Origin of the sequence: Sporosarcina sp. BP05, assembly GCF_014282005.1 — a bacterium.
Taxonomy (GTDB): domain Bacteria; phylum Bacillota; class Bacilli; order Bacillales_A; family Planococcaceae; genus Sporosarcina.
This window is the reverse complement of sequence record NZ_JACFTD010000010.1, coordinates 1-20,268: the sequence shown is the minus strand read 5'-3', so window position 1 is coordinate 20,268 and position 20,268 is coordinate 1. Positions and strand designations below refer to the sequence as shown.

Genomic DNA, 20,268 nt, shown 5'->3' with positions numbered 1-20,268 from the left:
GCCTTGGCGTGTTTGTGTCCAGATCAAGTAAGGAAGTTAGCTTAAGAATGTCGCATCCTTGCGAAAACTAGGTGGAATGAAATTCAATTCCTCCCTGCTAACCAACCTACATCACGCAGGCAGTAAGCTTGCTCAATTAACTCCGTTCAAAATCTGGAACATCTGCTGAAGGCTTTTGGTTACTCAGGCGTTGCCGCAGGACGCGGTGACCTTAGCATGAGTTCTACAATTCGGCAGATAGTTGGATCTCTGCTGAATGAAGTTAAAAATAAAACCTATTTTGCACAATTGGCAAAATAGGTGCATCGCTTATTCGTTCAATAATTCAAGAATACGCTCAAGATCATCTTCAGAGAAGAATTCGATTTCAATTTTCCCTTTGTTTTTTGTTTTCTTGATTGATACATTCGTTCCGAAATAATCACGCAAATTGGATTCCCGCTCAGCCAGGAATAGGTCTTTACGCTTTTTCGGTTTAGTTTCACGTGGAACATCCTCATTTATTGTTTGAACCAGCTTTTCTAATTGGCGGACGTTAAGCCCTTCTCTTAGTACCCGTTCCGCCACTAGTGCAATTTGTTCTTTCTTACGTAGACCGAGTAGTGTTCGACCATGCCCCATTGAAATTTTACCTATAGTAATGTAATTTCTTACTTTTTCAGGCAATGAAAGTAAACGGACATGATTTGCGATATGAGGTCTACTCTTACCGAGTCTAAATGCTAGCTGTTCTTGTGTAAGACCCAGATTTTCCATGAGACTCTGATAAGCTTCTGCCTCTTCAATTGGCGTCAGGTCTTCCCGCTGTAAATTTTCAAGGATCGCAAACTCCATTGTTTCTTCGTCCGTCAAGATACGGACAACTGCTGGTACTTCAGTTTGGCCTGCCATTTGTGCTGCACGGAAACGTCTCTCACCTACAACAATCTCGTATGTCGTTCCCATTTTCCGAAGAATAATTGGCTGAAGGATACCATGTTCTTTAATGGAAGCACTCAACTCTTGAATTGCATTTTCATCAAATATTTTCCTTGGTTGATACGGATTGGCCTTAATACTTTTCACATGAATATGTTCGACAGATTCTACTTTTGCCAGTGACTCTCCAGGAAATAAAGCATTTAATCCTTTTCCAAGGCCTTTAGCCATTGCGAACCACTTCCTTTGCCAAATCTAAATATACTTCTGCACCACGTGATCTTGAATCGTAAATGATAATTGGTTCTCCATGACTCGGTGCCTCGCTCAATCGTACATTTCGTGGAATGATTGTTTTGTACACTTTATCTTGAAAATACTTTTTAACTTCATCTATAACTTGAATCCCTAAATTTGTTCTTGCATCGAACATCGTAAGTAAAACGCCATCAATCATTAAGTCTTCATTTAAATGTTTTTGAACAAGTCGGATTGTACTTAGCAGTTGACTTAAACCTTCCAACGCATAATACTCACACTGAACTGGGATGATAATTGAATCAGCAGCGGTCAGTGCATTTATTGTTAATAAGCCAAGTGAAGGCGGACAGTCGATAATGATGTAGTCATACAGCTCTTTCGCTTCCTGAATGGCATGTTTCATCCGTACTTCTCTAGATATAGTTGAAACCAGCTCGATTTCTGCACCCGCTAGGGATATAGTTGCCGGCACAATATCAAGGTTTTCTACTTTCGTTGAACGAATAACGTCTTTTATATTAACATCGTCTATTAAAATATCGTAAATGCATTGTTGGACTTCTCCCTTGTTAACACCTAGCCCGCTCGTTGCATTCCCTTGCGGATCGGTATCAATCAAAAGAACCTTTTTGCCTATATGAGCAAGGCAAGCACTTAGATTTACGGATGTTGTCGTTTTCCCGACGCCTCCCTTTTGATTGGCTATCGCTATAATTCTGCCCACACCTGCACCTGCTTTCCAGCACTATTATTATTCTTTTATTCTTTCAATTTTGTAACTTCTTCTAGTTTAACAAAAAAAACATTTTTTGTAGAGAAATATGTAGTAAAAAGACTCTTGCTATGCGAGGCAAGAGTCTTTTTTTATTTCTTTTTTGGTATTTTAACAGTGATTATATAAAAGTCATCTGAATCTTCTTCTTCTGTTTTTACATCTATCCCACTTTTAGTAACGAGAACGAGTGATTGCCTGATTGTATTTAGAGCAATTCGGACATCTTTACTCACCGATTTTCTTTGAGGTGCTGTCTTTTTACCTTTTACCTTCTCCGGTGGATGTAAAACTTGAATAATTCTTGCTTCAAGCTGTTTGACGTTCAACTGCTGTTCAATTACTTCCTTGAAAAGCTGTGACTGTAATTCGCTATCCTTAATTGGAATAAGCGCTCTTGCATGTCGCTCTGATATTTCTTTTGTTAATATTCCATTCTTTATTTCATCGGGTAATTTCAGTAAGCGTAATTTATTAGCAACAGTTGATTGACCTTTTCCTAGTCTTTGCGCTAACGCTTCTTGTGTTAATGAATGAAGTTCAAGGAGCTTTTCATAGGCATACGCCTCTTCAATTGCAGTCAATTCTTCACGCTGCAAGTTTTCAATAAGTGCAATGGATGCGGTTTCTTTATCATCAAGGTTTCGAATGATCGCCGGTACTTCCGACCATCCCAGTTTTTTCATTGCTCGATATCTACGCTCTCCAGCGATGATTTCATAGTTACCTTCACCAATTTTCCGAATGACAATTGGCTGAATGACACCATGCGTATGGATTGTTCTCGCAAGTTCTTCAATCTTATCTTCAGAAAATATTGTACGCGGTTGAAATTTATTTGGATTTATTAACTCAATTTTCACCTGTTCAATTACTTCGTGATGAACCTCTTCCACTACTAGTGGATCTAATTCTTTATCTCCACTCCCAAAAAATCGTGAAAACGGACTTTTCATTCCCGGCACCACCTTTTCAATACTGCTCCCTAATTCTACTAATTCGGCACGGCGTAGTATATCCTCTTTACTCATTGTTCCACGTGAAACAGTTTACTGAATTGGCATTTTATTCGGAATACCTGGTTTACGAGGATACTTTTTAGGAGTGATTTTCTCTTTATCAAAAACAAAGATATTTCGTTCACTATTTTCAATTGGCAAAATAAATGAGTATTGTTTTTTAATGGTAGCTCCGAGAACAGAAATTGCTTTTTTGGCATCTAGAAGTTCGTCATCCGCGGCTGCTCCCTTCATCGCAATGAAGATTCCACCTTTTTTAGCTAGTGGTATACATAACTCCGCTAAGACAGACAAACGTGCAACCGCGCGGGCAGTGACGATATCGAATTTTTCTCTGTACTTGGAGTCTTGTCCAAAGTCCTCGGCTCTCGCATGGACGAAGTGCACATTTTTAAGCTGAAGTTCTTCAGCTAATACTTTCAAAAAGCCAATTCTTTTATTTAATGAATCCACAATGGTCACATCTAAGTTTGGAAAACAAATTTTCAATGGAATACTTGGAAATCCAGCTCCTGCACCTACGTCACAAATTGCTTTTGGTTCATTTAAGTTAATATAAAAGGCAGCAGATATAGAATCATAGAAGTGTTTTAAATAAACTGAGGGGGCATCTGTAATTGCCGTCAAGTTCATCTTTTCATTCCATTCTACCAGTAGTTTGAAATACTGGTTAAACTGTGCTATTTGCGTTTCACTCAATTCAATACCTTGTTCTTTTAAGGCCTGTATAAATTGTTCAACATTCATCAATATTCCCCCCATAGGAAAAGCATAAGCGCCTGTCCAGAGGCTACAGGCATAAGGCGGACTGACAAAGCGATGTTCTTTGCAGCTTTGTCAGTACGGATTATGACCCAAAACTCTAGGCGCTGGAGTCTAGACAATACGAAAAGCATAAGTAACTTGAATTAAGTAATTTAATCCAAGACCTGCATTAGCTAATTTAGCCCGAAATTTTGGCGATTCTCCCCTGTTCAATATAGACAAGAAGAATTGAAATATCAGCTGGATTAACACCGGATATGCGAGATGCTTGTGCAATGGATAATGGTCTTACCTCACTCAGTACACTTTTGGCTTCTGACGCGATACCGGATATTGCATTATAGTCGATATTATCGGGTATTTTTTTGTTCTCAAGTTTTTTCATTTTATCTACTTGTTGCAATGACTTTTCAATATAACCCTCATACTTAATGAAGATTTCAACTTGCTCTTCTACTTCTTTTGATTTCTTTTCTTCTGGTGGAACCATTCTTTCTATCTGGCTATAGTTTATTTCAGGACGTTTTAGAAGATCTGCTGCTTTCATCGGTTCTCTAAGTTCCGAGCCGCCTGTTTCACGTATGATGTCCTGAACATCACTAGTCGGTTTAATCGTCACTTTTCGCAGCCTGATAATTTCTTCTTCAATTTGTTGCTTCTTAATAATATGAGCATCGTGTCTTTCTTCATTAATCAATCCAATTTGGTATCCTATTTCAGTCAGTCGCATATCCGCATTGTCATGACGCAACAACAGTCGGTATTCTGCGCGTGATGTCAGAAGTCTATATGGCTCGCTTGTCCCTTTTGTAACAAGGTCATCAATAAGGACGCCTATATATGCATCAGCACGCCCTAGGACACGTTCTTCTTTCCCTAGAGCACGGGAAGCAGCATTAATACCTGCCATGATTCCTTGGCCCGCTGCTTCTTCGTAGCCAGATGTTCCATTAAGCTGGCCAGCTGTGTATAGATTACGAATTCTTTTTGTTTCAAGTGTAGGCCATAGTTGCGTAGGGACGATTGCATCATACTCAATTGCATAGCCTGCACGCATCATTTCCGCATTTTCAAGTCCCGGTACGCTTGCAATTAATTGTTTTTGAACGTGTTCCGGCAAACTTGTCGATAATCCTTGGACATACACTTCTTGCGTATTTCGGCCTTCTGGCTCAAGGAAAATCTGATGACGAGATTTATCAGCAAAACGCACAATTTTATCTTCAATTGATGGACAATAGCGGGGCCCTTTCCCTTTAATCATCCCGGAATACATCGGTGACAAGTGAAGGTTTTCATTAATAAGTTCATGTGTTCTTGGTGATGTATATGTCAGCCAACACGGTAGTTGATCAGTGATGAATTCAGTTGTTTCATAACTGAATGCCCACGCTGTATCATCTCCTGGTTGGATTTCAGTTTTGCTATAATCAATCGTTCTGCTATTCACACGTGGTGGAGTGCCCGTTTTGAATCTCACCATATCAAAACCAAGTTCACGAATATTGTCTGCAAGTTTAATTGAAGGCATTTGGTTATTCGGTCCGCTCGAATATTTCAGGTCACCGATAATAACTTCACCGCGCAGGAATGTACCTGTTGTTATGATGACTGTCTTCGCACGGTAAATTGCACCGACTTGTGTAAGTACTCCTTTTATTTCATCGTCTTCCACGATTAGTTCTTCTACAACGCCTTGGTGAAGTAATAGATTTTCCTGTTCTTCAAGAAGACGTTTCATTTCCGACTGGTATAGGACTTTGTCAGCTTGCGCACGAAGCGCACGCACCGCAGGCCCTTTGCCTGTATTCAACATCCGCATTTGGATATGTGTTTTGTCGATTACTTTCCCCATTGCACCGCCTAGTGCATCAATTTCACGTACGACGATCCCTTTAGCGGGACCGCCAAGTGACGGATTACACGGCATAAAGGCTATCATATCGAGGTTCATTGTAAGTACGAGCGTTGTTGCACCCATTTTAGCAGCGGAAAGTGCCGCCTCAACTCCCGCATGGCCGGCTCCAATAACAATAACGTCGAACGTGCCTGCTTCAAATTTGGGCATGTTCTTTTCCTTCTTTCTATTAAAGTAATTCAAAAAATCCGATGAAAAGTAGTAGCAAGTCACTGCGTTTGGCAGATTCCCCCTTTCCATTCATTCTTTTTGAACACTCATCTTATTTTATTTTCCGAGGCAGAATTGAGAAAATAACTCATTAAGTAGACCGTCTTGGACTGTGTCCCCAATAATTTCACCGAGAATTTCCCACGTCCGTGTAACGTCAATCTGAATCATATCGACTGGAACGCCCGCTTCAGCAGCTGCGAGTGCGTCTTCAATTGTGGCACGCGCGTTGTATAACAATGCGATATGTCGTGCATTTGAAACATATGTGAAATCGCCTGATTCAAGATTTCCTTCGAAAAAGAGTCCGGCAATTGCTTCTTCCAGTTCATCTACCCCTTCGTCTTTCACAAGAGAGGTCGTGACAACTTTGCCCGTTCCGGCATGTTCCATCACTTTTTGCATATCAATTTTTTGTGGTAGGTCGGTTTTATTGATAACAAAGATCGTATCCATTCCTGAAACTACTTCAAATAACCGTTCGTCTTCTATCGACAACTCTTCAGAACTGTTAAGGACGAGTAGAATTAAATCCGCTTCCTTCAACACTTTCCTCGACTTTTCGACGCCGATTCGTTCCACAATATCTTCTGTTTCCCTGATTCCAGCAGTATCGATTAGACGAAGTGGAACACCCCGCACATTGACGTACTCTTCAATAATATCACGCGTCGTCCCCGCAATGTCGGTTACGATTGCTTTATTTTCTTGAATGATGCTATTTAGTAAGGAAGATTTGCCTACATTGGGTCTACCAATAATAACAGTAGACAGACCTTCTCGAAGGATTTTACCTTGAGATGATGTTTTCAACAACTCATCGATTTCATTTCTTACCCACGTACTTTTTTCAATCATCAGCGGGATTGTCATTTCTTCGACGTCATCATACTCCGGATAATCGATATTTACTTCAACTTGCGCCAACGTTTCAATAAGCGCTTGTCGCAGTCCTCCAATCAACCGAGAAAGTTTTCCTTCCATCTGATTGAGTGCAACATTCATGGCACGGTCTGTCTTTGCACGAATAAGGTCCATGACCGCTTCGGCTTGAGACAAATCAATTCGCCCATTAAGAAATGCACGTTTTGTGAATTCACCAGGTTCTGCAAGACGCGCCCCTTGCTTCAGCACTAGTTGAAGAACACGAGTGACGGCAACAATTCCCCCATGACAGTTTACTTCTACGACATCTTCACGTGTAAATGTTTTTGGTGCCTTCATAAGAGAAACCATTACTTCTTCGACAATTTCAGCAGTTGATGGATCTATTAAATGACCATAATGGATTGTATGTGATTGTTCTTCATTTAGCCTTTTACCAGACGGTGAACGGAAAATACGATCCGCTATTTGGACAGCTTCGTCCCCACTTAACCTGACGATGGCAATTGCACCTTCCCCCATTGGAGTCGAGATGGCAGCTATTGTATCAAAATGCACGTTTTTCACCTTCCTGACTTGGTTACTCACATGTGGATAACCTATTTCGGACACGACTATCTAACATAATATATTATCACAAGTCCTTCCATCCTCCTAGTGTCGCAATTTAAATAATGTGGATAAGTTAAGTCATCTTTACAATTAATACAAAAAAGTCCCGCAGAGACAGGGTTCGTCTTTGCAGGACTTTTTTTCACCTAACAGATTCAATGACTAGATACCTGAATGGATCAGTTCCCTCTGAATATGTTTCAATATCCAGTCGTCGTGATAATGCATTATGAATGACTTTTCTTTCATAAGAAGCCATCGGTTCTAACTGGATTCTTTTTCCGGTTCGGACTGCTTTATCAGCCATTCGTTCAGCTAATTGTTCCAATGATTGTTCGCGACGCTCCCGGTAATCACCGACATCTATCCGGACAACCTTGAATTGACTCGCCAATTTGTTCGTTACAAGCTGCGATAATTGCTGGAGTGCATTTAGCGTTTGTCCACGTTTCCCAATCAGTAATGCAGCTTTTGCACTTTCCATTTGAAAAGTAACATATTTACCGTTAGTTTCATGGCTAATTTGAATGTCATCGATACCCATTCCAATCGCAATCATTTTTAAATAGTGTTCTGTTTCTGCAATTGCGGTTTCATCAGACAATCCTTCGATTTGGACTTCCTCTTTCTCCCCGGGAGGTTCAACGGATTTGCCAATAACTTCAATCTCAAATGGTTGTATTTCCATTACAGGATTTGCTTCTTCAGGTACCGATACCTTTTCAGGGACGGAAGGTTCTTCAAAATTTACGATAGTTACGGTTACTTCAGCTTCTTTTGCACCGAAACCTAGAAATCCTTTTCTCCCTTGATTGATCACTTCGACTTCTACTTCGTCACGCGTAACACCAAGTGCTATCAATGCCGATGAAATCGCTAATTCAACCGTGGTTCCCCTTCGCGTCGTCCTTGTCATTTCCGTTTCCCTCCCACTTTTACAAGTTCCACTTCCTTTTTCTTAAATGGTTTGTAAATGAAGATGTTTTGGATAATTGAAATGATATTACCGATTACCCAGTAAAGTGAAAGTGCTGCCGGTAAGAATGAACCGAAGATCATAATCATGAATGGCATGATGTACATCATTACTTTCATCTGTGGGTTGTCCATTGCAGGACCCGTACGTAAAACGATGAACTGCATAGCTCCTGCTAAAACTGCAAGCGTAATACTTGGCGCTGCAAGTTCAAACCATAAGAAGTTCCCAATATCGTATGTGACATTCATTCGGCTGATGGCATGATAGAAACCGAATAGAATTGGCATTTGGATTACGACTGGTAAACAGCCCGCCGCCGGATTGATTTTTCGTTCTGACATAACCTTTTGCATTTCTTCACGGTACTTTTGTTGTGTAACCGCGTCTTTTGATTTGTATTTCTCTTTCAGCGCTTTCAGTTCAGGCTGAATTTCCTGCATCCGCTTTGAACTCTGTGTCTGTTTGATCATTAATGGAAGCAAGACAAGTCGGATGATGATTGTAACTGCAACAATTCCGTACCCGTATGTTCCTAGAATGTCTTTGAATGTCGTTATAAGGGAAACTAACGGCCAGACGACAAATTTGTTCCAAAAACCTTCACTGTCCTCGTAAATTGGTTGTTGGAATTCCGAACATCCCGCAAGAAATACCGACAATGCTGTCAGTATGAGGATTAATGCTAATTTCTTTTTCAAATCAGTTCCCCCAAATCTTATCTTATTCAATTAAAAGGCCCTATCGACCGATACTAACAGTTTATCACGTTCATATACTTCCTTCTACTTCTTTAAAACGCGGGAAATACGTAAGACGTGCTGTAAGCTTTTCTTCGTTTCATGAAAATCTAATGTGGCCGCCTGATGTCTGGCGATGATGACATAATCCATATCGTTACGCAGTTCGTCTTTCATTTCCAGGAAGGACTGTCGTAAATACCGTTTGATCCTATTTCGGGCGACTGCATTACCTACTTTTTTACTGACGGACAGACCAATCCTGAATTCTGGCTGGTCTTCCTTCCTATAGGAATACACAACAAATTGCCGATTAGCAAACGACTTCCCTTTTTTGAATACTTCTTGAAATTCCTCATTTTTCTTTACCCGTTGACGTTTGTTCATCCCATACACCTGCTCCGTCATCTATGATTATAGTTCTTCATTAATAAAAAAGAAAAAAGACCACTGAAATGTCAGTGGCCTTATGCTGATAGGACTTTTCTTCCTTTACGACGACGAGCTGCTAGAATTCTGCGTCCGCTTTTCGTGCTCATTCTTTCACGGAAACCGTGGACTTTACTACGTTTACGTTTATTTGGTTGGTAAGTACGTTTCATCTTTTAAGACACCTCCTGCATTGATTGTCTATTTATTACTGTGACAGTCTTGAATAGTATATCGGATTTCCAAGGTAAAAGTCAACCCTTTCCTATTCGTCAGTAATTTAGCCCACTTAGTTTCTCTAATTTCACCTTAATAAGTTATCCACGGTTCCTATCGCCTTTTTTCAACAATGATGTGGATAGTATTTTCCGGGGTTTTTTTATACACACCGCTTATCGACATCTTCCTCACATACCAAGGGCTGTGGATAAAGATTTCATCCACAACCGCTAGCACTGTGGATAAGGTTCAAGACTCCTTGTAATCCACAACATTTCCTGTTACAATGAGATGAATTTGTTATGCACATAATTTTATAGTAATTTTGTTATCCACAGTTGTTAATACATTGTGGATACTTTTTTCAACACTTTTGCATAATTGTTATCCACACAACGGAAAACTGTGTATAATACATATCCTCGGGTTTTTTATTTTCACTGTAAAGGAGGCACACGTTTGGAACACTTAGAAGAATTATGGATCGAAGTTTTGTCGAAGGTTGAGCAGAAGATTTCAAGACCCAGTTTTGAAACTTGGTTAAAGTCGACAAAACTGATGTCTTATGGCGAAGAGAATGTCACAATCGCCGCACCGAACTCATTTGCAAAAGACTGGCTTGAAAACCACTATGTACATCTTATTACTGGAATTCTATCCGAATTGACCGGCGAAGACCGAATCATTCAGTTTGTTGTACCTAAAAACATGGAAGAAAATGATTTCATGCTACCTAAACCGACTGTGAAACCTATAGAAAAGGTTCCATTAACGTCGGCACCTGGCATGCTTAATCTAAAATATACGTTCGACACGTTCGTCATTGGTTCGGGAAATCGTTTTGCCCATGCAGCGTCACTTGCCGTTGCCGAAGCACCAGCTAAAGCCTATAATCCGCTGTTTATCTATGGGGGCGTGGGGCTTGGAAAGACACACTTAATGCATGCAATTGGACATTATGTACTCGAACAGAACCCATCAGCAAAAGTCATGTATCTTTCATCTGAGAAGTTTACAAATGAATTCATTAACTCTATTCGTGATAATAAAGCTGTCGAGTTCCGTAATCGTTATCGGAATGTGGACGTGCTCTTAATAGATGATATTCAATTCCTTGCGGGAAAAGAACAAACTCAAGAAGAATTTTTCCATACATTCAACACGCTTCACGAAGAATCGAAACAGATTGTTATTTCAAGTGATCGACCTCCAAAAGAGATTCCAACCCTTGAAGATAGGCTAAGATCCCGTTTTGAATGGGGTTTGATCACAGACATAGCACCTCCAGACCTAGAAACACGCATTGCAATTTTGCGTAAAAAGGCTAAGGCAGATGGGCTTGTTGATATCCCAAATGAAGTCATGCTGTACATTGCCAACCAAATTGACTCAAACATACGTGAACTAGAAGGTGCTCTTATACGTGTTGTTGCCTATTCATCACTTGTTAATTCAGATATCAATACAGATCTTGCCGCGGAAGCCTTGAAAGATATCATTCCGAACTCAAGACCGCGCACTGTAACAATTCTTGATATCCAAAAAGCAGTTGGAGAGCACTTTGACATACGTCTAGAGGATTTCACTGCGAAGAAAAGAACCAGGGCCATTGCATTTCCCCGACAAATAGCCATGTTCCTATCCAGAGAACTAACGGACTTCTCCCTACCTAAGATTGGATCTGAGTTTGGTGGACGAGATCATTCAACTGTCATTCACGCACACGAGAAGATTAGACAACTGTTAAAAGACGATCAAGCTTTGCAACAAGACGTTCAAGATATTCGTAATGTCCTTGGTAGAGGATGACCTGTGCATAACATATAATAAGAGGTGCACACCTACGAACAGGTTATACACATGTGGAAAACGTTTAGGCGCCAAGGGAAAATAGACTTACCCACATATCCACAGCCCCTACTACTATTACTACTACTTTATTAATAACTAATACTATATATATTAAGCGAGGGTATAGAATGAAATTTGAAATTATGAGAGATAAGTTACTTGATGGATTAAGCGACGTTATGAAGGCCATCAGTCAAAAAGTCGCGATTCCAATTTTGACAGGAATAAAGATTGAAGTGGACGAAAAAGGAATGACGTTAACGGGAAGTGATTCAGATATTACAATCTGTACATTCATACCAGCAGAAGATAATGGAGAACAGATTATTCGTGTCGCAGAAAAGGGAAGCATTGTGCTACAAGCTAAAGTTTTTAGCGAAATCGTACGAAAACTGCCTACGAACGAAGTAATAATTGAAGTTGCAAACGGACTACAAACACATATTCAATCTGGTAAGTCTGAATTCCATCTAATTGGATTAGACCCAGAAGATTACCCAGTCCTGCCAGAAGTAAAAGATGATTATCTATTTTCATTGCCAGCAGATCTGATGAAATCAATCATTCGTGAAACAGTCTTTGCTGTATCTCAACAAGAAACTAGACCTGTATTAACAGGCGTACTTTGGGAAGCTAAAGATGGAGGACTTGCTTGTATCGCTACAGATAGCCATAGATTGGCAAGAAGATTGACGATACCTGAAGATATGCCGGAAGTTCCTTTTAGTGTCGTTATCCCTGGAAAAAGTCTTCAAGAACTAAATAAAATCTTGCCTGATAATGGCGAACTTGTGGATATTGTCATTGCAGATCAACAAGTTCTATTCAAAACACGTGGTGTATTATTTTACTCACGCCTATTGGAAGGTAATTATCCAGATACTTCGCGCCTTATTCCGTTAGAATATAAAACATCAGTGACGGTAAATGGTCGACTGCTTCTTCAGGCAATTGATAGAGCTTCGCTTCTAGCGCGTGAAGAACGCAATAACATTGTCCGTTTCTCAGCCAATGAAGGTAAAGTCATTGAAATCTCTTCAAACTCACCTGAAGTAGGTAAGGTTGAAGAATTGGTGGAAGCAATTGGCGTAACAGGCGAAGAGCTGAATATCTCTTTTAGTGCTAAATATATGATGGATGCATTGAAAGCAATTGATGGGCAAGACATAACAATTCAATTTACAGGAGCTATGCGACCGTTCATCTTGAAATCAGTTGATGACGATTCAATCTTGCAACTTATTCTCCCTGTACGAACATACTGAAACTCGAAGGATAGTCACTTATTTGACTATCCTTTTTACTTACTGTCGAAAGTCGGCTAAAATAGAAAGACAGACTAACTTGCGAAAGGTTGAGACTCTATGGAAAATCTTACAATCGATACGGAGTTCATAACTCTAGGACAATTATTAAAAATGACAAATACAATCAGCTCAGGCGGTATGGCTAAATGGTTTTTGGATGAATACATTGTCTATGTCAACGACGAGGAGGAACAGCGTCGAGGTAAGAAACTTCGTGACGGAGATATTGTTAAAATTCCAAACGTTGGTACATTTAAAGTAACTGAACTACCAGACGGTCAAACGGATGCATATTGAAAGACTTGCATTAACCAATTACCGGAATTATGAATCACTCGACCTTTCGTTTTCTCCGCAAATCAATGTACTGATTGGTGAAAACGCTCAGGGTAAAACAAACATCATGGAAGCAATCTATGTTCTTTCTATGGCAAAATCGCATAGAACTTCAAATGATCGTGAATTAATACGCTGGGACCAAGAATATGGTAAAATAGAAGGGGACATACAACGTAAATATGGCCGACTGCCATTAGAGTTGGTTATTTCTAAAAAAGGCAAAAAAGCGCGTGTCAATCATCTTGAACAGAAACGCCTTAGCTTGTACATTGGCCAATTGAATGTCGTAATGTTTGCCCCGGAAGATTTGAATCTTGTAAAGGGCAGTCCCCAAGTGAGAAGACGATTTCTAGATATGGAAATCGGCCAAATTTCACCAACCTATTTACATGACCTTTTAACATTTCAAAAAGTGCTTAAACAGCGCAATGCTATTTTAAAAGACAATCGGGGGAAGTTAAACCTCAACGATGTCATGTTTGATATTTATACAGAGCAGTATATTCAAGTAGCTGTCCAAGTTATTCGTAAACGGTTTTATTTCATGGAGCTTTTACAAAAGTGGGCGGAACCAATCCATAAAGGAATCTCACGTGGTATTGAATCCCTTCAAGTTTCTTATGGAACGCTAAAAGAACTTGATTCCGGACAGACTGTAGAACAGATGCAGTCTATACTCGGTCAGCGATTGCTTGAAGCAAGACGCCGTGAACTAGATCGTGGCATGACCTTGATTGGACCACATAGAGACGATCTTCACTTTTTCGTTAACGGCTACGACATCCAAACGTATGGATCGCAGGGACAGCAGCGGACAACGGCGCTGTCCCTTAAACTTGCGGAAATAGAACTTGTAAAGCAAGAAGTTGGGGAAGCACCTGTCCTTTTGCTGGATGACGTACTGTCTGAACTTGATGATTACCGACAATCCCATCTCTTGAACACAATTCAAGGAGAAGTGCAGACAATTGTTACGACAACGAACGTAGCAGGGATTGACCATAAAACAATTCGTCAGGCAGACATATTCGAAGTGACGGCAGGTGAAGTTGCTAATAGAGAGTAATGACAATTGAGTCATCCCTTTATTTAAACACCAGAAATACAAATGTTAGACGTTCGGAAAGGGAAGGTGAACAGTTTGGCAATGGAAGAGAAAGATATGCAGATGGCTTATGATGAAAATCAAATCCAAGTCTTAGAAGGATTGGAAGCTGTCCGCAAACGTCCAGGTATGTATATCGGGACAACTAGTTCTAGAGGACTTCACCATCTTGTATGGGAAATTGTTGATAATAGTATCGATGAGGCACTTGCAGGTTACTGTGATCATATTGAAGTAACGATAGAAAAAGACGATTGGATTTCTGTCGATGATAATGGTCGGGGAATTCCGGTGGGAACACAGGAATCAACGGGTAGACCGGCAGTCGAAGTTATAATGACCGTACTTCATGCAGGAGGTAAATTCGGCGGCGGGGGCTATAAAGTTTCCGGCGGTTTGCATGGTGTTGGTGCATCTGTCGTAAATGCATTGTCTGAGACTACAGAGGTATATGTTAGACGTGACGGCGAAGTTCATTACATCGAGTTTGAACGTGGTGCAGTTTCGAAAGAACTTAGTGTAATCGGCAAAACTGATGAAACAGGATCAAGAATCCGCTTCAAAGCAGACCCTGAAATCTTTACGGAAACAACAACATATGAGTATGACATCTTAGCGCATCGACTTCGTGAACTTGCTTATCTCAACCGTGGCCTCCGGATCACGATTACAGACAAGCGTACCGATGAAGAGCGGAGCGACGTCTATTACTACGAAGGCGGCATTAAGTCGTACGTAGAACATTTGAATCAAAACAAAGAACCAATTCATGATGAACCTATTTTCATTGAAGGCGAAAAAGACGGAATTTCAATCGAAATCGCGATGCAATACAATAGCGGCTATGCAGAAAATTTGTTTTCATTTGCCAATAATATCAATACCTACGAGGGTGGTACGCATGAGTCAGGCTTTAAGACAGCATTGACACGTGTTATTAACGATTACTCTCGAAGAAATGGTGTACTGAAAGAAGCTGATCCGAACTTGTCCGGTGATGATGTCCGTGAAGGACTAACGGCCATCATTTCGATTAAACATCCGGATCCGCAATTTGAGGGACAGACTAAAACAAAACTCGGTAACTCCGAAGTTAGTACAATTACTAATTCATTGTTTTCTGAAGGATTCCAACGATTCCTGCTTGAAAATCCGACAACGTCACGTCAAATCATTGATAAAAGTTTGATGGCAGCACGGGCTCGTCTTGCTGCGAAAAACGCGCGTGAATTCACACGTCGCAAATCAGCACTTGAAGTATCAAGTCTTCCAGGGAAACTGGCAGACTGTTCCTCACGTGACCCGGCTATAAGTGAACTATATATCGTTGAAGGTGACTCGGCAGGCGGTTCAGCTAAAATGGGACGTGACCGTCACTTCCAAGCTATTCTTCCGCTTCGTGGTAAGATCTTGAACGTCGAAAAAGCACGTCTTGATCGTATTTTAGGTAACTTAGAAATCCGTGCAATGATTACAGCACTTGGTACAGGTATCGGTGAAGAATTCGATCTTGCCAAGGCACGCTATCATAAACTTGTTATTATGACTGATGCAGATGTCGATGGTGCGCATATTCGTACGCTTCTTTTAACCTTCTTCTTCCGCTTTATGCGACCGCTTATCGAAGCAGGGTATGTTTATATTGCCCAGCCGCCTCTTTATCGCGTGAAGCAAGGAAAAATTGAAGAGTATTGCTACACAGAGGAAGAGCTACAAGAAATTTTCGGACGGCTTTCACCTATGCCAAAACCAGTTATTACCCGCTACAAAGGCCTAGGGGAAATGGATGCAACGCAATTATGGGATACAACAATGGATCCTGACCAACGTACACTACTCCAAGTTCACCTTGAAGATGCATTTGACGCCGATTCAACATTCCAGCAGCTTATGGGAGACGAAGTCGAACCGCGTCGCAAATTTATCGAGGAAAATGCAATGTATGTGAAAAATATAGATACTTAATTGGTTAGTTGAAGTAATAAAGCTAGTCAGGTAATTGAACTATTTTCTCTTAAGGATTTTTGAGTTGAAAGGAGTCTAACAATAATGGCAGATATGCCGCAACGTGGTGTTAAGGGGATTAACATTAGTACAGAAATGAAGACATCATTTCTTGATTATGCAATGAGTGTCATCGTTTCACGTGCGCTCCCTGATGTGAGGGATGGTTTGAAGCCGGTCCATCGTCGTATTCTGTATGCAATGCAGGATCTTGGAAATACCGCCGATAAACCGCACAAGAAATCCGCACGTATTGTCGGAGACGTCATTGGTAAGTATCATCCGCATGGTGATAGTGCTGTGTATGACACGATGGTACGGATGGCCCAGGATTTCAACTACCGTTATATGCTCGTCGATGGTCACGGTAACTTTGGTTCTGTCGATGGAGACGGTGCAGCTGCGATGCGGTATACGGAATCTCGTATGTCGCGTATTGCAATGGAACTTCTTCGAGACATTAATAAAGACACTGTCGATTACCAAGACAACTATGATGGACAAGAGAGAGAACCAATCGTTCTTCCGAGTCGTTACCCCAACTTACTTGTCAACGGGACAACCGGTATTGCGGTCGGAATGGCAACAAATATTCCTCCGCATCATCTTGGTGAAACAATTGACGCTGTTCTGGCACTTGCCGACAATCCTGCAATTTCAACGGAAGAGTTGATGGAAATTATCCCTGGCCCAGACTTTCCAACTGGCGGGATCATTCTTGGTCGGAGCGGAATCAGAAGAGCTTACGAAACTGGACGAGGTTCTGTTATTATCCGCGGTAGGGTAGAAATTGAACAGCAATCGAACGGTAGGGAAACAATTCTTGTACATGAGCTGCCATTCCAGGTAAACAAGGCACGTCTTATTGAAAAGATTGCTGAGCTTGTACGTGATAAGAAAATCGATGGCATTACTGATCTGCGCGATGAATCGGATCGTACCGGAATGCGAATAGTGATGGAAGTACGCCGTGATGCAAATGCAAACGTACTGTTAAACAATTTGTATAAGCAGACGGCATTGCAATCTAGTTTCGGTGTTAACATGCTGGCACTCGTTGACGGTCAACCAAAAATTCTTGCATTAAAGGAAATTTTGTACCATTACCTGGAACACCAAAAGGTTGTCATCCGCAGACGTACTCAGTACGACCTGAAGAAAGCGGAAGATCGCGCACATATTTTGGAAGGACTGCGCATCGCACTTGATAATATTGATAGAATCATCGCCCTTATCCGTGCATCTAAAACAACAGATGAAGCGAAAACAGGTTTGATGGATCAATTTAATTTATCTGATCGTCAAGCACAGGCTATCCTTGATATGCGTCTTCAACGTTTGACAGGACTTGAGCGAGACAAAATTGAAAGTGAATACGAGGCGTTGCAACTCCTTATGTCTGAACTCCGTGCGATTCTTGCAGATGAATCAAAACTGCTTGAGATTATTCGTGAGGAATTGCTCGAAGTGAAAATTCGTTTTGAAGATAAACGTAGAACGGAAATTACATTGGGCGGCGCTGAAATGATCGAGGATGAAGATCTTATCCCGGTCGAAAACTCAGTATTGACACTCACACATAATGGTTACATTAAACGTTTGCCTGCTAATACGTACCGCAGCCAGCGTCGTGGTGGTCGTGGAATCCAAGGGATGGGCACGAATGACGACGACTTCGTTGAACATTTATTGAATACATCGACGCACGATACCATCTTGTTCTTCACAAGCAGAGGACGGGTATTCCGTACGAAAGGCTACCAAGTACCTGAATTTAGCCGGACTGCGAAAGGATTACCTATCATCAACCTGTTAGGTGTCGATAAGGATGAGAAAGTAACAGCTATGATTCCTGTAGATGTATTCGAGGATGACAAATACTTATTCTTCTCGACCCGTAATGGGGTTGTTAAACGTACGCCTGTTTCCGAATTTGCTAATATCCGTTCAAATGGATTGATTGCACTTACCCTTCGCGGCGATGATGAACTCATTGGCGTTAAAATGACCAAAGGCGATGAAAACATTTCCATTGGTACAAAGGACGGTATGTTAATCAAGTTTAATGAGACAGATATTCGTTCTATGGGTCGGATAGCCGGTGGTGTCCGTGGTATTCGTCTGCGTGAAGGCGATATTGTAATCGGTATGGATACCGTGAATGAAGGCGATGAAATATTAGTAGTTACAGAAAAAGGATTCGGAAAACGTACGCCAGAAGATGAGTATCGTATCCAAACTCGCGGCGGTTACGGTCTGAAGACATTAAACGTGACAGAGCGCAATGGTCTTCTTGTTGCGATGAAGACAGTAGATGGCACTGAAGATTTAATGCTTATTACGATACATGGTATTTTGATCCGTATGGATATTGACGACATTTCCGTTATTGGACGTAGTACGCAAGGAGTTCGTTTAATTCGACTAGGAGAAGATGAACTCGTCGCGACTGTCGCAAAAGTTGTAAAAGAAGAAGAGGAAGAAGAACTTGACGACAATAATGTTGAAGAGAGTGTAGTTTCTTCTGAAAATAATGAAGACGCCGGGTTATCTTCCATTGAGAAGGAAGATGAAGATACAGATACGGAGTCTTAAGTGAAAAGGTTATTGAACTGGCCGACATGGCCATTTCAATAACCTTTTTTACGTGTATTTATATAATCTAATCGTTTAATTGAAATAGTTAGAGTATGATAGAAAGAACTATGAGGTGAAGGCAGGTAATATTGATGACAGAAATCTATGTAAAAACAAGTGACCTACGTCCGGGCATAATTACAAGCGAAGATATCTTTGTAAATACAATCTACCCAATCCTTAGAAAAGATACTGAGCTCTTACTGGAACATATAACGGTTTTGAATGCATTTAGTGTGAAAAAGGTTAAAGTCAAAGAACGACTCGTCGTTAAAAGAGAAGAAGTATATGATGATAACGAGGGTCCATTGAATCCAGACGATGTGCTTGCAAAAATACCTATGAAACAGATAGATCTACAAACACGATACAGCGACGCAGTTCATAGCTATAAAAGGGAGTTTCTTGGATGGCGTGCAGGTGTACGTCCGGATATTGCAAAAGTTCGTTCCATAGTGATCCCCCTATTAGATGCATTTATTGAACAGAAAAAGATGTTAACATTATTAAATGAGTTTTCAACTACCAAAGATTACACATATCACCACTCAATTGGTGTTGGAATACTGGCTTCTGCTATCAGTAGACAGATTGGGTTTCCAATAGGACAGACTTTACAACTTGGACTTGCAGGTGTACTTGCCGATTGTGGAATGGCTAAAATTGACATGGCAGTTACGGAAAATGCAGCATTCTTAACAAAAGATCAGTTCAATGAAGTAAAGCAACATACATTGTATAGTTATCAAATGATTCAAGACACATCACTTTTACGACAAGAAATGAAGTTGGCTATCTTCCAGCATCATGAGCGACTCGATGGTAGTGGTTATCCACGCGGTGAGAAAGCAAATCGAATTTCCGTGTTTTCACAAGTCCTGGCAGTTGCAGATGTCTTCCATGCAATGACGTCAGAACGGATTCATCGTTCAAAGGAGTCTTCATTTAAGGTAATTGAGATGATAAAGGAAGAAGAGTTTGGGAAATTCGATATAAAAGTTGTCCAAGCATTACATGACCTTGTCGGAAATCTTTCTATTGGAACCAAGGTGTTACTGACAAGCGGCGAAGCAGGGGAAGTTATATTCGTTCATCGTGACGCAAGATTACGTCCAATGGTAAAGAAGAGTGTGGATGGATCTATTTTGGATTTGACTAGGAATCGTCATCTTGCTATTGAAAAGGTATTGGAATAGGAGGATGTTTAAAATGTAATGATAAAAAAGGCTTGAGATAATGCATCTCAGTGCCACTAAAATAGAAATGAAAACTAATTCAAAATAAGTCTTGCATTCTACATA

Annotated in this window: 17 protein-coding genes; 7 read left to right on the top strand and 10 right to left on the bottom strand. The window is 40.7% G+C overall.

Annotated features, from left to right (window positions below; genetic code table 11):
• Positions 1-309: 309 nt before the first annotated feature.
• From H2672_RS12605 to rpmH, 10 genes are all read right to left on the bottom strand, one after another.
• On the bottom strand, positions 310-1,149 hold the full coding sequence (locus tag H2672_RS12605; RefSeq protein ID WP_186671890.1) for a ParB/RepB/Spo0J family partition protein: 840 nt from the start codon (positions 1,147-1,149) through the stop codon (positions 310-312).
• A complete protein-coding gene (locus H2672_RS12600) occupies positions 1,142-1,903 on the bottom strand; it encodes a ParA family protein (RefSeq protein WP_186671888.1) in 762 nt (253 codons plus the stop codon). The genes H2672_RS12605 and H2672_RS12600 overlap by 8 nt, the downstream gene beginning before the upstream one ends.
• 140 nt (positions 1,904-2,043) lie before the next feature.
• Positions 2,044-2,907, bottom strand: coding sequence for a nucleoid occlusion protein (noc, locus tag H2672_RS12595; RefSeq protein ID WP_186671886.1), 864 nt, complete (start codon positions 2,905-2,907; stop codon positions 2,044-2,046).
• A gap of 93 nt (positions 2,908-3,000) precedes the next feature.
• Positions 3,001-3,717 carry a 16S rRNA (guanine(527)-N(7))-methyltransferase RsmG gene (gene rsmG, locus H2672_RS12590; RefSeq protein ID WP_186671884.1) on the bottom strand — a complete coding sequence of 239 codons (717 nt, stop codon included), beginning with the start codon at positions 3,715-3,717 and terminating at the stop codon, positions 3,001-3,003.
• 196 nt (positions 3,718-3,913) lie between these two features.
• Complete coding sequence (mnmG, locus tag H2672_RS12585; RefSeq protein ID WP_186671882.1) at positions 3,914-5,803, bottom strand: tRNA uridine-5-carboxymethylaminomethyl(34) synthesis enzyme MnmG; 1,890 nt, start codon at positions 5,801-5,803, stop codon at positions 3,914-3,916.
• Positions 5,804-5,920: 117 nt separating this feature from the next.
• Positions 5,921-7,306 carry a tRNA uridine-5-carboxymethylaminomethyl(34) synthesis GTPase MnmE gene (gene mnmE / locus H2672_RS12580; protein WP_186671880.1) on the bottom strand — a complete coding sequence of 462 codons (1,386 nt, stop codon included), beginning with the start codon at positions 7,304-7,306 and terminating at the stop codon, positions 5,921-5,923.
• Positions 7,307-7,502: 196 nt separating this feature from the next.
• Entirely contained in the window at positions 7,503-8,276 is a 774-nt protein-coding gene (gene jag / locus H2672_RS12575) for an RNA-binding cell elongation regulator Jag/EloR (protein WP_186671878.1), read from the bottom strand.
• Positions 8,273-9,037: a membrane protein insertase YidC gene (gene yidC / locus H2672_RS12570; protein WP_186671876.1), complete on the bottom strand. Its 765-nt coding sequence runs from the start codon at positions 9,035-9,037 to the stop codon at positions 8,273-8,275. The genes jag and yidC overlap by 4 nt, the downstream gene beginning before the upstream one ends.
• An 84-nt stretch (positions 9,038-9,121) precedes the next feature.
• Positions 9,122-9,463 carry a ribonuclease P protein component gene (gene rnpA / locus H2672_RS12565; RefSeq protein ID WP_186671874.1) on the bottom strand — a complete coding sequence of 114 codons (342 nt, stop codon included), beginning with the start codon at positions 9,461-9,463 and terminating at the stop codon, positions 9,122-9,124.
• Positions 9,464-9,543: 80 nt separating this feature from the next.
• Entirely contained in the window at positions 9,544-9,678 is a 135-nt protein-coding gene (rpmH, locus tag H2672_RS12560; protein ID WP_067204080.1) for a 50S ribosomal protein L34, read from the bottom strand.
• 505 nt (positions 9,679-10,183) lie between these two features.
• On the opposite strand from rpmH, the gene dnaA reads away from it, so the two are divergent.
• The 7 genes from dnaA to H2672_RS12525 all read left to right on the top strand — a co-directional run bounded on the left by dnaA (position 10,184) and on the right by H2672_RS12525 (position 20,163).
• Positions 10,184-11,533 carry a chromosomal replication initiator protein DnaA gene (gene dnaA / locus H2672_RS12555; RefSeq protein WP_186671872.1) on the top strand — a complete coding sequence of 450 codons (1,350 nt, stop codon included), beginning with the start codon at positions 10,184-10,186 and terminating at the stop codon, positions 11,531-11,533.
• 170 nt (positions 11,534-11,703) lie between these two features.
• The gene (dnaN, locus tag H2672_RS12550; RefSeq protein ID WP_186671870.1) at positions 11,704-12,840 is read left to right on the top strand and encodes a DNA polymerase III subunit beta; all 1,137 of its coding nucleotides are present in this window, start codon (positions 11,704-11,706) and stop codon (positions 12,838-12,840) included.
• A 99-nt stretch (positions 12,841-12,939) separates the two neighbouring features.
• Positions 12,940-13,179, top strand: a complete 240-nt coding sequence (gene yaaA, locus H2672_RS12545; protein WP_186671868.1) for a S4 domain-containing protein YaaA — start codon at positions 12,940-12,942, stop codon at positions 13,177-13,179.
• Positions 13,169-14,287 (top strand): DNA replication/repair protein RecF, encoded by a 1,119-nt coding sequence (gene recF, locus H2672_RS12540; protein WP_186671866.1) that lies wholly within the window; start codon positions 13,169-13,171, stop codon positions 14,285-14,287. The genes yaaA and recF overlap by 11 nt, the downstream gene beginning before the upstream one ends.
• An 81-nt stretch (positions 14,288-14,368) precedes the next feature.
• Positions 14,369-16,291 (top strand): DNA topoisomerase (ATP-hydrolyzing) subunit B, encoded by a 1,923-nt coding sequence (gene gyrB / locus H2672_RS12535; protein WP_186671864.1) that lies wholly within the window; start codon positions 14,369-14,371, stop codon positions 16,289-16,291.
• Between the two features lie 84 nt (positions 16,292-16,375).
• Positions 16,376-18,925, top strand: a complete 2,550-nt coding sequence (gene gyrA / locus H2672_RS12530; RefSeq protein ID WP_186671862.1) for a DNA gyrase subunit A — start codon at positions 16,376-16,378, stop codon at positions 18,923-18,925.
• 134 nt (positions 18,926-19,059) lie between these two features.
• Positions 19,060-20,163, top strand: a complete 1,104-nt coding sequence (locus tag H2672_RS12525; RefSeq protein ID WP_186671860.1) for an HD-GYP domain-containing protein — start codon at positions 19,060-19,062, stop codon at positions 20,161-20,163.
• Positions 20,164-20,268 lie beyond the last annotated feature (105 nt).

What these genes read in the sequence shown, in the direction of transcription:
- H2672_RS12605 (WP_186671890.1), bottom strand. Translation starts at nt 1,149, where the DNA reads ATGGCTAAAGGCCTTGGAAAAGGATTAAATGCTTTATTTCCTGGAGAG.
- noc (WP_186671886.1), bottom strand. Translation starts at nt 2,907, where the DNA reads ATGAAAAGTCCGTTTTCACGATTTTTTGGGAGTGGAGATAAAGAATTA.
- rsmG (WP_186671884.1), bottom strand. Translation starts at nt 3,717, where the DNA reads ATGAATGTTGAACAATTTATACAGGCCTTAAAAGAACAAGGTATTGAA.
- mnmG (WP_186671882.1), bottom strand. Translation starts at nt 5,803, where the DNA reads ATGCCCAAATTTGAAGCAGGCACGTTCGACGTTATTGTTATTGGAGCC.
- jag (WP_186671878.1), bottom strand. Translation starts at nt 8,276, where the DNA reads ATGACAAGGACGACGCGAAGGGGAACCACGGTTGAATTAGCGATTTCA.
- rnpA (WP_186671874.1), bottom strand. Translation starts at nt 9,463, where the DNA reads ATGAACAAACGTCAACGGGTAAAGAAAAATGAGGAATTTCAAGAAGTA.
- rpmH (WP_067204080.1), bottom strand. Translation starts at nt 9,678, where the DNA reads ATGAAACGTACTTACCAACCAAATAAACGTAAACGTAGTAAAGTCCAC.
- dnaN (WP_186671870.1), top strand. Translation starts at nt 11,704, where the DNA reads ATGAAATTTGAAATTATGAGAGATAAGTTACTTGATGGATTAAGCGAC.
- yaaA (WP_186671868.1), top strand. Translation starts at nt 12,940, where the DNA reads ATGGAAAATCTTACAATCGATACGGAGTTCATAACTCTAGGACAATTA.
- recF (WP_186671866.1), top strand. Translation starts at nt 13,169, where the DNA reads ATGCATATTGAAAGACTTGCATTAACCAATTACCGGAATTATGAATCA.
- gyrB (WP_186671864.1), top strand. Translation starts at nt 14,369, where the DNA reads ATGGAAGAGAAAGATATGCAGATGGCTTATGATGAAAATCAAATCCAA.
- gyrA (WP_186671862.1), top strand. Translation starts at nt 16,376, where the DNA reads ATGGCAGATATGCCGCAACGTGGTGTTAAGGGGATTAACATTAGTACA.
- H2672_RS12525 (WP_186671860.1), top strand. Translation starts at nt 19,060, where the DNA reads ATGACAGAAATCTATGTAAAAACAAGTGACCTACGTCCGGGCATAATT.